The sequence below is a fragment of the Streptomyces sp. SID13666 genome, assembly GCF_010548325.1.
In the GTDB taxonomy this organism is placed as follows: Bacteria; Actinomycetota; Actinomycetes; order Streptomycetales; family Streptomycetaceae; genus Actinacidiphila; species Actinacidiphila fildesensis.
Genome location: NZ_JAAGLX010000043.1, coordinates 1 through 13,247, shown reverse-complemented (window position 1 = coordinate 13,247; position 13,247 = coordinate 1). Strand labels below are relative to the sequence as shown.

Here is a 13,247-nt window from a genome sequence, read left to right as displayed (position 1 = left end):
GGGTGTGACAGCGCCTCCCCCCTCCCCGCCACCCGAGGCCCAGCCGCCTCCGTCGCCGCCTCCGCGGCCGCGCCGTGATCCGCTCGCGGAGATCATCGAGCGGCTGCGCGGGGCGGGGCTCGACCCGGACCTGGGTGAACTGGCCGACGCCGTCTGGCTGGCGCGCTGGTCGCAGCCCGCCGGGGCCGGCGCGGAGCCCGGTGAGTGGGCCGACGGCCCGCGCCCGGCGGACCGGGCGACCGGGACGGCCGCGGTGGACACCGTGGACCGGCCGGCGGACCCGGCGGCCGACGCGGGGGACCGTCCCGACGATCCGGGGGCGGGATCCGGCCATCCCGGCGGCGGTCTGCCCGGGGGCAGCATCGCGCTGTATCCGGGGGACCGGGACCGTACGGCCGGTGGCGGACGGGGCTCCCCGCTGCCGGGCGGCGCCTTCTCCATCGGCGTGCCCGAGGCACCCGCACTGCCGGGGCTGCTGGAACTGCAGCGGGCGCTGCGCCCGTTGCAGCGCTACCACAGCACCGCACCGCCGATCCGCAGCGAGCTGGACGAGTCGGCGACGGCGGAGCGCAGCGCGCGGGCCGGCGGTCTGCTGATGCCGGTCTTCCGCAGCATCTCGCGGGGCGACGCCTCGCTGCAGCTGCTGATGGACGCCTCGTCGTCGATGTACGTGTGGGAACGCATGCTCGGCGAGTTCCAGCAGGTCTTCGGCCAGTTGGGCGCCTTCCGTGACGTCCATGTGCAGTATCTGCACCAGACTCCGGACGGCGGCGCCGCGGTGAGCCGCCGCTTCGAACCCGGCGCCGCCGGGCTGCGCTCCGCGGACCAGCTCAACGACCCGACGGGACGTCAGGTGACGGTGCTCGTCAGCGACTGCGCCGGCCCGCTGTGGCGCAGCGGCGAGGCGCACCGGCTGCTGCACCGGCTGTCCCGGCACGCGCCCGTCGCCGTACTGCAGCCGCTGCCGCAGCGGCTGTGGTCCCGTACCCGGCTGCCGACCTCGTACGGGCTGCTGATGCGCGGGCAGGGCCCCGGACAGTCGGCGACGCTGCACTTCGAGGGGGAGGGCGCGCTGGAGCGACCCGGCATGGTCCCGGTCCCGGTGCTGCCGCCGACCGCCGCCGCGCTGGGCGCGTGGGCGCGGCTGCTGTCGGGCACCGGTACCGGACCGGTGCCGGCCGCGGTGGGCTGGGTGCGCGCCGACCAGCCGGCCGCACCGCCGTCCCGGCCGCGCAGACCGCTGGCCCCGGCCGAGCTCGTCGCCCGGTTCCGGTCCGCCGCCTCCCCGGGCGCTGCGCAGCTCGCGGTGTACGTGGCCGCGGCCCCGCTCTATCTGCCGGTGATGCAGCTGGTGCAGCGCACGATGCTGCCCGACTCCGGACCCGCGGAACTCTCCGAGGTGCTGCTCAGCGGGCTGCTCACCCGGGCCGGCTCGGGCGGCTCCGGCGGTCCTGGAACGGAGACGCCCCCGTACGGAACAGTGCTGGACACCCCCGCGTACGGCACCGTGATCGGCGAGGTGCCCGCGGCACGTCCGCCGGCGCAGTGGTACGCGTTCGCCGAGGGCGTCCAGGACGTCCTGCTGGGCCCGTTGGGGCGGGACGAGGCACTGCTGGTGCTCAAGCACTGCTCCGAGTACGTCGAGCAGCGCTTCGGGCTCGGCGGCCCCAACTTCCCGGCGCTGGCCATCGCCCAGCTGGCGGACGGCCGTGGCGGCGGAGCCGTGCCGGGACGGATACCGGCGCTGGACGGCGGTGCGGAGGACTCGGCCCGGCGGGCCGCGCAGCCCTTCGCCCAGGTGGCGGCGAAGGTGCTGGAACGCTTCATCCCGCTGACGGACGTGACCGAGCAGATCGGTGTCGAGGGCACCGGCGCTCCCCGTTCGCAGGCGGCGCTGGAACGGGCCAGGGTGCTCGTCGGGCGCTTCGAGTCCGACGGCATGGTGCAGAGCCTGCTGGACGCCGTACAACTGCTCCGCCGGGCGGCGGCCGCCGCGCTGCCGACCGCGGCCGATCCCGAGCTGTGGGGCGAGCTGGCGCAGAACCTGCTGCGGCTGTGGCGGCTGCAGGGCGAGGCCGGTCTGCTGCGCGAGGCGCAGGAGGCCGCGGAGATCGCGGTCGCTTCGCCCGGTGCGGTGCGGGCCCGCGCCGTGCTGGCCCGGGTGCTGCACGCGGCCGCCTCCGACCTGCGGGCGCTCGGCCAGCGGCAGGCCGCGCTGGAGCTGCTGCGGCGCGCCGACCGGGAGTTCACGGCGGCCGGCGCGGGCGCCGGGCTGGAGCCGGACGAGACGCTGCGGATCACCCTGGAGCGGGCCGAGGCGCTGGAGGAGCAGTGGCGGCTCAGCGGTGAGACCGGGCCGTTGCAGGAGACCATCGGCATGCTGGAGGCGTACTCGGACGGGCATCCCCGGTCCGGGGAGGACGTCCCCCAGCCGGCCGGCCTTTCGCTGGCCCGCGGGCGGGCGCTGTTGATGCTGGCCGGGACGGGTGACGATGCCGAGCGCTCCCGGGTGTACGCCGCGCAGGCCGCCGGGTCGCTGGAGTACGCCCGCGCAGCGCTGGCCGCGGAACAGGCGCCGATCGAGGACAGGGTCCGGGTTCAGCTGCTGCTGATCGACGCACTGCTGCTGGCGGGCGACCGGCTGGAGCAGGCCGGCCGGCTGGTGGCGCGGACGCTGGAGGACGTCAGGGAGCGGATACTCCGGGCCGAGGTGCTGGTCCGGTCGGCCCGGCTCTGGGTGCACCGGTATGCGGCGGGCGGGCCGCCGTCGGATCTGGACGAGGCGGCCGACCGGTTCCAGGATGCGGGCCACCAGATGATGCGGGACCGGCCCGAGTACGGCGAGTTGATGGAGGAGTGGGGCACGGTCCTGCTCCAGCGGGCGGAACTGGCGGGCGGGGCGGCGTTCGTCTCCCGTGCGATCCGGGTGCTGCGGGACTGCCGGATGCAGTCCCCGGCCGGTCACCCCCGGCTCACCCAGCGGCTGATGATGCTGGGCCGGGCGTTGTTGCTGCGGTACCGGACGAGTCAGGACCTGGTCGACCTCCGCGAGGCCGAGCACATCTTCGGGCTCGCGGCCCGGAACGGCGGCGCTCCGCTGGTGCGGGCCCGCGCCTGGCTGGAGCTGGGTGAGGCGAACCGGCTGAACTTCCGGCACACCGGGGGATCCGACCGACTGGACCAGGCGGCGGACGCCTTCCGCAGGGCGGCCGAGACGGCCAGGGCTGCCGAGGAGGGGTCGGCCGACCCGGCCCCGGCGGTGCGGCTGACCGCCGAGGCGCACCACCGGCGCGGTGTGGTGTACGAGGCGGCGCAACGGCCGCGGGCCGCGCGGGAGGCGTACCGGGCGGCCTTGGAGGAGTGGCGCAGACTCCCGGACGGTGGCGGACGGGACGCCGACTGGACGGCGGAACGGCTGGCCGCTCTGGGCGGCGGACGGTAGGCGCGGCGTTCCCGACGCCGTGCCGGGGGTTTTGCCCACCCGATGGGCGGGCATCCCAGATGGGCCCCAACTGCGGGGAATTGAGGGTGGTGTGACGATGGGTCAGGAAAATAACGCGGAGCGTACCGGAACGGCGGCAGATCCGGACGGACTGCCGGATCTGCTGGACCTGGATCTGGAGACGCTGCGGGAACTGGACCATCCCGTGCTGTCCGAGGTGCTGGAGGGCCTGCGGACCCGGCTGGGTGAGCCGTCCGAGACCCTTTGGGCATTCAACAGCGCTTTCTGAACGCGCGGCCGCCCGGCTCCTTCGCCCTGGTGCCCCGCCCGGTTTCGGTCGGATCGCAGGCCGATCCGGACAATGCCGCCGCACCGGGGTTTGTGCTGCCGCGAGAGAAGGAAGGTTCCGCCACGGACCGGGGGACAGGGGACATGCTGTGAGGCAGGCCACGGAAGGACCGGTGACGTCGCGGGAACCGGCAGGACCGGACGGTCCACGTGCGGTCCCCTTCCGCCAGTTCATCCTCAAGATGAACGGCCGCTGTAACCTCGCTTGCCGCTACTGCTATCTCTACGCGGGCCCGGACAGCGGCTGGCGGCACCGTCCCGCTACCCCCGCCGCACCGGTGCTCGACGCCACCGCCGCCCGGATCGCCGAACACGCCGCCGCGCACGGGCTCACCGCCATCGCGGTCGTCCTGCACGGCGGCGAACCGCTGCTCGCCGAGACCGAAGCGCTCGGCGCCGTCGTCGACCGGGTGCGGGCCGCGGTGCCCGTGGACTGTGCCGTGCACGGCACCGTCCAGACCAACGGCACGCTGCTCGACGACGACCGGCTGCGGACGCTGGCCGCGCACCGGATCCGGGTCGGGGTGAGTCTCGACGGCGGGCTGCCCGGCCACAACCTGGCGCGAGTGGACCACGCGGGCCGTCCGTCCTGGCGGGCCGCCGCCCGCGGGCTGCGGTTGCTCGCCGAGGACCGGCACCGGGGGAGCTACGCGGGCGTGCTCTGTGTCGTCGACCTCGCCTCCGACCCCGCCGAGGTCTACGGGTCGCTGCTCGACTTCTCGCCGCCGGCGGTGGACTTCCTCCTCCCGCACGGAAACTGGAGTGTGCCGCCGCCAGGCCTGCCCGCGCCGGCCGAGCGGCCGTCCCCGTACGGCGACTGGCTGTGCACCGTCTTCGACCAGTGGTGGCGGTCCGACCGCCGCCGGATCCGGGTGCGGATCTTCGAGGAGTGCCTCGCGCTGCTCCTCGGCGTCCCGGCGGCCACCGAATCGCTGGGGCTGCGGGCGTTCGACGCCGTGGTGGTGGAGACCGACGGCAGCATCGAGCAGGTGGACTCGCTCAAGTCCGCCTACGAGGGCGCCGCCGCCACCGGGCTCGACGTCTTCCACCACACGTTCGACGAGGCACTCGCACACCCGGGTGTCGCCGCCCGCCAGGGCGGGCTCGCCGCGCTGGCCGGGCAGTGCCGCCGGTGCCCGCTGGTCCAGGTGTGCGGCGGCGGCAACTACGCCCACCGATATGTCGACGGCGAGGGCTTCCGCCATCCGTCCGTATATTGCGCCGATCTCCAGCGGCTGATCCGGCATGTCGCGGATCGGCTGGCCGAGGCGGCCGCGGCATGACCACAGGGATCCTCTCCGGTGCGGCCGGCCGCGTCTCCGACGCCCTGCTCCGGGAACTCGGCGGCACCCACGGCGGGCGTGCGGAGCTCGCCCTTCTCGCGGCGGGCCAGCACCGGCTGCGGCTGCTCCAGCTCCGCGCCCTGTCCGACGCGGTCGCACAGCACCGCGGCCCGGCCGCGCCCGTGTTCCGCCGGCACTGGGCGCTGTTGGAGGCCGCCGACCGGTTCGACCGGGACGCGACGCGGCGTGTGCTGTTCTACCCCCTCGTCGGCCCCTGGGTCCGCCGCTGCCTGCTCCGGCTCGGCACCGGGGGGCACGGACCGGCACTCACCCACGAGCTGGCCTACCTCGGCGCCCTCGCGGCGGCCGCCGCGGTACGCGCCGGTGTGCCGTTCGCCCTCCGGCTCGACGACGAGGACGGTGCGCTGCCACTGCCCACTCTGGGGGCGCTGAGCGCGACCGGCGGAGGCGGTCAGCAGGCGTTCGGAACCGTTGAACTCCTCTTCGACGGGGACGTGCTGACGGTCACTCCGCAGGGGGACGCCCCTGCCGTGATCCGCCGCGGCCCCGACGGGAGCTGGCGGTCGGACGATCCGCGCTGGTTCCCGTTGCGGGTCCTCACCGGTGGACCGCGGCCGGTCCTGCTCGACGAGATCGACCCGTTCCGGACGCAGGGCAGCGGACTGGAACGGCACTGCCCGCGGGCCGGCGACCGGCTGACGCCCGCCGAGTCCGACCAGTGGCAGCACGCCTGGGCGGGCGCCATGGCCGTGCTGCACCTCGGCGGGGAGACGCGTCCCGCCGAGGTGGCGGATCTGCTGGAGTGCTTCGTGCCGCTGCTCCCGTCGCCCGGTGCGGGGTCGCACACCAGCGGTGTGTCCCGCAGCGGGACCCGCCGCGAGGCTTTCGGCGCCGTGCTCAGCAGCATCCCGCAGAGCCCCGGGTATCTCGCCGCGACGCTCGTCCATGAACTGCAGCACGCCAAACTCGGTGCTCTCGCCGACCTTGTACCGCTCCATACGGCGGATGCCCAGCGACGGTACTGGGCCCCCTGGCGGCCCGATCCGCGGCCCTTCGACGGGCTGCTGCAGGGCGCGTACTCCCATCTGGCACTCGCCGAGTACTGGCAGCTGTTCGCCAGGGACACCAAGGACGCCGCGGAACGCGACAAGGCGTGGGCCGAACACTCCCGCTGCCGCGAACAGGTCGGCGCCGCACTGCCCGCGCTGGCCGGATCGCGGAGCCTCACGCCCGAGGGAAGAGTGTTCGTCAACGCCATGGTCCGACAGCTCACCCGATTGAAGGATCATCCCCCGCCCGAGGGGCACTTGGCCCGCGCGAGTGCGTATGTGGAGACCGCCCGCGGGATGTGGTGGAGGCGAACCTCGGGAGGGGAATCACCGGTGTATGTTCCCAGCTAAGGGATCTGACGGTCCGTCGAGGCCGTACGTTCGTTCGCATCACGAGGGAGACGGTCGCATGGCCGTAGTGCGGAAGTCGGCGGCAACGGCCGAAAGGCAGCCCGTCACCATCAGTTTCGCGGGATTCAACCGGGCCTGGGCCGCGTGGATCGGCTCGCGTCTCGAACGGCAGGGGCACCGGGTCGCCTTCGAGCGGTTCGACCCGCCCCCGGGGACCACGATCGAGCAGGCGCTCGAAGACCTGTTGCTCGCCGAGGGACGCATCCTCGTCATTCTCAGCGACTGGTACTTCCAGTTGGGCCCGCGCACCCACGAGGAGTGGAACCAGGCGCTGCGCGCCGTCGTCGCGACGAACACCGACCGCTTCGCCGCGGTCTCCGTCACCAACGCCGCGCTCCCGACCGCGACCGCCGCGCTCAGCGCCTCCTCGCTGTGGGGCATCGGCGCGCATGAGGCCGAACGCCGGCTGCTGGCACGGCTCGGTACCGTCGACACCGCTCCCCTGGAGGAGAACCCGGCCCGCTCCGGCCCCCGCTTCCCCGCCGACCAGCCGCGGGTCTGGGGCGGCGTCCCGCGCCGCAACATCCGGTTCACCGGCCGGGAGAACCTGCTCGGCAGCATCTATCACCGGCTGCAGCAGGCCGAACACGGCGCCGCCGTCGTGACACTGCTCGGCATGTCCGGCGTCGGCAAGACCCAGATCGCCGCCGAGTACGTCTACCGCTTCGGTTCCGAGTACGACGCGGTGTGGTGGGTCCCCGCCGACCAGCGCGGCACCCTGCGCCAGCGGCTGGCCGAACTCGCCCCGGCCCTCGGCCTCACCACCGGGCCCGAGTACGGCGAGCGGCTGCGCGCCGTGCTCGACGCGTTGCGCCGAGGCAACCCGTACTCCCGCTGGCTGCTCGTACTGGACGGCGCCGACCAGGTCGGGGACATCGCGGACCTGCTGCCCAGCGGACCCGGGCATGTGCTGATCACCTCGCAGAACCGGGCCTGGGGCGAACACAACACCGCCCTGATGGAGGTCCCCGTCTACAGCCGCGACGAGAGCGTCGCCTTCGTCCGCCGCCGGGCCGACAGGCTCGACGACACCGACGCCGACCGGCTCGCGGAGGCGCTGGAGGACCTGCCGCTGCTGCTCGACCAGACGGCCGGCTGGCTGAGCGACTCCACCATGTCGGTGGACGAGTACATCGGGCTGCTGAGCACCGGGAACAACTCCGAGGCCGGCCTCAAGGTCGCCGCCGACTTCCCGATGACCTTCCAGACCGCCTGGTCGATACTGCTCAACCAGCTGCGGGACACCGAGCCCGCCTCCATCGACCTGCTGCGGATGTGCGTCTTCTTCGCGCCCGGTCCCATTCCGGTCCGGCTGCTGCGCGAACTGCCGGTACGTGACCTTCCCGAGCAGCTCGTCGGGTTGATGAACGATCCGCTGCGCTGGAACGACGCCACGGCCAAGCTCGTCCAGTACTCGGTGGTCCGCCGCGAGTCGCACGACGTGGGGTCCGACGATCCGGGCGGCGGCTCCGAGATCCTGCACATGCACCGCATGGTCCACCAGACGGTGCGCGACGGCATGTCCGAGGCCGACCGGCGCGAGTACGCCGTGGTGGTGCGCCGCGCGCTGGCCGCCGCCGACCCGGGGCGGCCCACCGACACCCGGCTGTGGCCGCGGTACGCGGAGATCACGCCGCACCTGAAGGCGGCGGGGGTGCTGGAGAGCACCGACCCGGACATCCAGCAGCTGGTGCTCAACTCGCTCCGGTACATGTACCTGTCGGGCGAGTACACCTCCGGGCTCAAGCTGGCGGAACGCGGGCTCGCCGCCTGGAAGGAACTGCTCGGGGAGTTCCACCCCCGTATCTGGGACATCACCCGGCACTACGCCAACCTCCTGCACGCGACCGGCAGTTACGAGAAGGCCGAGTCGATCTGCCGGATCGCCGTGGACCATCTGCGGGAGGAGCGCGGGCAGCAGGACCTCGACCTGCTGCGCGGCGCCACCGGCCTGGCCGCGTCCCTGCGCGGCCTCGCCCGGTACGACGAGGCGCACGAGGTGTCCCGGCTGGTGCTGGAGGGCTATCTCGAACTCGTCGGGGACCGCGATTCGCGCACCCTCAGCGCCCGCAACAACCTCGCCGTCTCGGTGCGGCTGCTCGGCCGCTACCAGGAGGCGCTCGAACTCGACCGGCAGACCCTCGACATCCGTCGCGACGCGCTGCGCCCGCGGCACTCCTGGACGCTCTTCTCCGAGATCAACTACGCCTGGGACCTGCGGCTGCTCGGACGGTACGACGAGTCCGTCTCGGTACAGGAACGCAGCGTCCGTACCCACCGCGACGTCATGGGCGTCGACAACCCGCAGACCCTGCGGGCCGAACACACCCTCATCATGGGCCAGTACCGGACGGGTGAACGCCGCGCCCCGGTGCTGCTGGCCCGGCTGCTGGAACGAGTGGAGCGGGTGCTGGGCGAGAACCACCCCCTGACGCTCATGGTCGCCTCCAGCTACTCCTGTGTGGCACGCGAACACGGCGACCTGGACCGCGCACGCGGCGTCGGCGAGGGTGTCGCCCGGCGCTACCGCGCCACTCTCGGCCCCGTACACCCGTATGTGCTGGGCTGCCTCGGCAACAACGGGCTCGTGCTGCGCGCGGCGGGTGAGCGCCAACAGGCCCAGGAACTGATCGAGGAGGCGCTCACGGGGATGAACGAGGCGGTCGGCCCGGACCATCCCTGGACGCTGGGCTGCGCACTGAACGCCACCGCCACCCGCAACTTCTCCGGTGATCCCGAAGGGGCGGCCGAACTCAGCCGCGACACATCGGCGCGCGCCGCGGTCTCCCTGGGCGCCACCCACCCGCTGACGCTCTCCGCCCGGATCGCGCTCGCCGCCGACCTGCGGGCGCTGCGCAAGATCCAGGAGGCGGAGAAGATCGAGGAGGAGGCGCTCGCCTCGCTGTCCGCGACGCAGGGCGCCCAGCACGTCCACACCGTCTCCGCCCGGTCCCGCACCCGGCCGTTCTGGGACTTCGAGCCCCAGGGCACCTAGCGCACCGCCTGGGCCCGGCCCTTGTCGCACGTGGTGTCGTGCGCCCGTGGTCAGATCTCGAAGACCTCGTTGACCAGGGACTCCTGCTCGGCCTGGTGGCGCTTGGCGGAGCCGACGGCCGGCGACGAGGACGACGGGCGGGAAACCCGGCGCAGTCGGTCGGCGTTGTCGGGAGCGGCGCCCAGCACCAGGTCCAGGTGGTCGATCAGGTTCAGCGCGATGAACGGCCACGCACCCTGGTTGGCCGGCTCGTCCTGCGCCCACACGTACTTCTGGGCACCGGTGTACCGCGCCAGCTCGGTCTGGATCTCCTTGCCGGGGAGCGGGTAGAGCCGCTCGATCCGGACGATGGCGACCTCGTTCGCGCCCTTGGCCTCACGTGCCGCGATCAGGTCGTAGTAGACCTTGCCGGAGCAGAAGACCACCTTGCGGACGGCGGACGGGCTGACCGTCGTGTCACCGATGACCGGCTGGAACCCGCCCGAAGTGAAGTCCTCGGACCGGGAGTTCGCGGCCTTCAGTCGCAGCATCGACTTCGGGGTGAAGACGATGAGCGGCTTGTGGTGCGGGTTGTGCACCTGCCAGCGCAGCAGGTGGAAGTAGTTCGCCGGCGTGGTGGGGCTGGCGACCGTCATGTTGTTCTGGGCGCACATCGCCAGGAACCGCTCGATGCGGGCCGAGGAGTGGTCCGGACCCTGTCCCTCGTAGCCGTGCGGCAGCAGCAGGGTGACGCCGGACGTCTGGCCCCACTTCTGCTCGGCGGAGGAGATGAACTCGTCGACGACGGTCTGCGCGCCGTTGACGAAGTCACCGAACTGCGCCTCCCACATCACCAGCGCCTCGGGCCGGGCCAGCGAGTAGCCGTACTCGAAGCCCATCGCCGCGTACTCGCTGAGCAGCGAGTCGTAGACGTTGTAACGGGCCTGGTCCTCGGAGAGGTAGAGCAGCGGGGTGTAGTCCTCGCCGGTCTCCCGGTCGACCAGCACGGCGTGCCGCTGGCCGAACGTGCCACGGCGGGAGTCCTGGCCGGCGAGCCGGACCGGGGTGCCCTCCATGAGCAGCGAGCCGACGGCGAGGGTCTCGCCCATCGCCCAGTCGATCGTGCCGTCCTCGACGCTGGCCGCGCGGCGCTGCAGCTGCGGCAGCAGGCGCGGGTGGACGGTGATCCGGTCCGGGATGTTGACCTGGGCGGCGGCGATCCGCTTGATGGTCTCCTGGCTGATCGCCGTGTCCAGCTTGACCGGGAACTCCTGCGTCGGCACCGGCATTTCGGTGGCGGCGGGGGTGGAGGCGGCCTCGCGGACCTCGGTGAAGACCTTCTCCAGCTGGCCCTGGTAGTCCTGCAGGGCCTGCTCGGCCTCTTCCAGGGTGATGTCGCCCCGGCCGATGAGGGACTCGGTGTAGAGCTTGCGCACCGAGCGCTTCTTGTCGATCAGGTCGTACATCAGGGGCTGGGTGAACGACGGGTTGTCGGCCTCGTTGTGACCGCGGCGGCGGTAGCAGACCAGGTCGATCACGACGTCCTTGTTGAACGTCTGGCGGAACTCGAAGGCCAGCCGCGCGACGCGGACCACGGCCTCCGGGTCGTCGCCGTTCACGTGGAAGATCGGCGCCTCGATCATGCGGGCGACGTCGGTGCAGTACATCGACGAGCGCGACGCGGCCGGGGCGGCGGTGAAGCCGACCTGGTTGTTGATCACGATGTGCACGGTGCCGCCGGTGCGGTAGCCGCGCAGCTGCGACATGTTCAGCGTCTCCGCGACGACGCCCTGGCCGGCGAAGGCCGCGTCGCCGTGCAGCGCGACCGGCATGACGGTGAAGTCGGTGCCCGCCTTGTTGATGATGTCCTGCTTGGCGCGCGCGATGCCCTCGACGATCGGGTCGACGGCCTCCAGGTGCGAGGGGTTCGCCGCCAGCGAGACGGTGATCTGCTCGCCGTCCAGACCGGTGAAGGTGCCCTGAGCGCCCAGGTGGTACTTGACGTCGCCGGAGCCGTGCATCGACTTCGGGTCGAGGTTGCCCTCGAACTCGCGGAAGATCTGCGCGTACGACTTGCCGACGATGTTCGCCAGCACGTTCAGCCGGCCACGGTGGGCCATGCCGATGACGACCTCGTCCAGACGCGACTCGGCGGCCGCGTCGATGACGGCGTCGAGCAGCGGGATGACGGACTCGCCGCCCTCCAGCGAGAACCGCTTCTGGCCGACGTACTTGGTCTGCAGGAACGTCTCGAACGCTTCGGCCGCGTTCAGCCGGCGCAGGATCCGCAGCTGCTCGTCGCGCTCCGGCTTGGTGTGCGACCGCTCGACGCGGTCCTGGATCCACCGGCGCTGCTTCGGGTCCTGGATGTGCATGAACTCGACGCCGACGGTGCGGCAGTACGAGTCGCGCAGCACACCGAGGATGTCGCGGAGCTTCATCAGCGACTTGCCGGCGAACCCGCCGACCGCGAACTCGCGCTCCAGGTCCCACAGGGTGAGGCCGTGCTCCAGGACGTCCAGGTCCGGGTGCTTGCGCTGGCGGTACTCCAGCGGGTCGGTGTCGGCCATGACGTGGCCGCGGACCCGGTAGGAGTGGATCAGCTCGAAGACCCGCGCGGCCTTGGTGACGTCGTCGTCGTGCGCGGTGTCGATGTCGGTCCGCCAGCGAACCGGCTCGTACGGGATCCGCAGCGACTCGAAGATGTCGTCGAAGAAGCCGTTCTCGCCGAGCAGGAGCAGGCTCATCTGGCGCAGGAACTCGCCGGACGCCGCACCCTGGATGACCCGGTGGTCGTAGGTGCTGGTCAGCGTCATGACCTTGGAGATGCCGAGCTTGTTCAGGGTGTCCTGCGACGTGCCCTGGAACTCCGCCGGGTAGTCCATCGCGCCGACGCCGAGGATCAGACCCTGGCCGGGCATCAGCCGCGGCACGGAGTGCACGGTGCCGATGCCGCCGGGGTTGGTCAGCGACGCGGTGACGCCGGTGAAGTCGTCCATCGTCAGCTTGTTCGCGCGGGCGCGGCGGACGATGTCCTCGTACGCCTGCCAGAACTCGAAGAAGTTGAGCGTCTCGGCCTTCTTGATGGCCGCGACGACCAGCTGGCGGTCGCCGTTGGGCTTCACCAGGTCGATGGCCAGGCCCAGGTTGACGTGGGCCGGCTTGACCAGCGTCGGCTTGCCGTCCTTCTCCGTGAAGGAGTGGTTCATCGTCGGCATGGCCTTGAGGGCCTGCACCATCGCGTACCCGATGAGGTGCGTGAAGGAGACCTTCCCGCCCCGGGCGCGCTTGAGGTGGTTGTTGATGACGATGCGGTTGTCGAACAGCAGCTTCACGGGAATCGCGCGAACGCTGGTCGCCGTCGGCAGTTCGAGGCTGGCGTTCATGTTCTTCGCGACGGCGGCCGACGGGCCGCGCAGCGTGACGTACTCCGGTCCATCGGCAGCCGCTGCCGGTTCCGCGGCCTTGGCCGGGGCTGCCGCTGCCTTCGCGGGAGCGGCGGCCGGCTTGGCGGGGGCCGGGGTGGTGGCCGCGGGCGTGGCTGCCGCGGCGGCCGGCGCCGGAGGGGCGGGCGACCCCCACGGAGCCGCCGCGGCCGAGCAACCGGACGAGCCGCTCCCGTTCCTCTTCGCGCTCCAGCAGCGGCAGCTCGGGCGCACGCGGGCCCGGGGGCAGCTGCGGGCGGCGGTCCTTCGCCTGCCGCAGCCGGTCCTGCGGGG

The 13,247-nt window shown here is 72.5% G+C and carries 6 protein-coding genes; 5 read left to right on the top strand and 1 reads right to left on the bottom strand.

What is annotated here, in order from left to right; translation table 11 throughout:
* Nucleotides 1–4: 4 nt before the first annotated feature.
* The 5 genes from G3I60_RS35250 to fxsT all read left to right on the top strand — a co-directional run bounded on the left by G3I60_RS35250 (nucleotide 5) and on the right by fxsT (nucleotide 9,549).
* Complete coding sequence (locus G3I60_RS35250) at nucleotides 5–3,442, top strand: SAV_2336 N-terminal domain-related protein (protein ID WP_164299269.1); 3,438 nt, start codon at nucleotides 5–7, stop codon at nucleotides 3,440–3,442.
* Between the two features lie 97 nt (nucleotides 3,443–3,539).
* Entirely contained in the window at nucleotides 3,540–3,731 is a 192-nt protein-coding gene (gene fxsA / locus G3I60_RS35245; protein WP_164299267.1) for an FxSxx-COOH cyclophane-containing RiPP peptide, read from the top strand.
* A gap of 172 nt (nucleotides 3,732–3,903) precedes the next feature.
* A complete protein-coding gene (locus G3I60_RS35240; RefSeq protein ID WP_343241989.1) occupies nucleotides 3,904–5,073 on the top strand; it encodes an FxsB family cyclophane-forming radical SAM/SPASM peptide maturase in 1,170 nt (389 codons plus the stop codon).
* Entirely contained in the window at nucleotides 5,070–6,494 is a 1,425-nt protein-coding gene (locus G3I60_RS35235) for an HEXXH motif domain-containing protein (RefSeq protein WP_164299263.1), read from the top strand. Before G3I60_RS35240 ends, G3I60_RS35235 begins: the two co-directional genes overlap by 4 nt.
* 58 nt (nucleotides 6,495–6,552) lie before the next feature.
* Nucleotides 6,553–9,549, top strand: a complete 2,997-nt coding sequence (fxsT, locus tag G3I60_RS35230) for an FxSxx-COOH system tetratricopeptide repeat protein (RefSeq protein WP_164608157.1) — start codon at nucleotides 6,553–6,555, stop codon at nucleotides 9,547–9,549.
* Nucleotides 9,550–9,599: 50 nt separating this feature from the next.
* Here fxsT and G3I60_RS35225 read toward each other — a convergent pair whose 3' ends face one another.
* Nucleotides 9,600–13,187, bottom strand: a complete 3,588-nt coding sequence (locus tag G3I60_RS35225; protein ID WP_343241990.1) for a multifunctional oxoglutarate decarboxylase/oxoglutarate dehydrogenase thiamine pyrophosphate-binding subunit/dihydrolipoyllysine-residue succinyltransferase subunit — start codon at nucleotides 13,185–13,187, stop codon at nucleotides 9,600–9,602.
* Nucleotides 13,188–13,247: the final 60 nt, after the last annotated feature.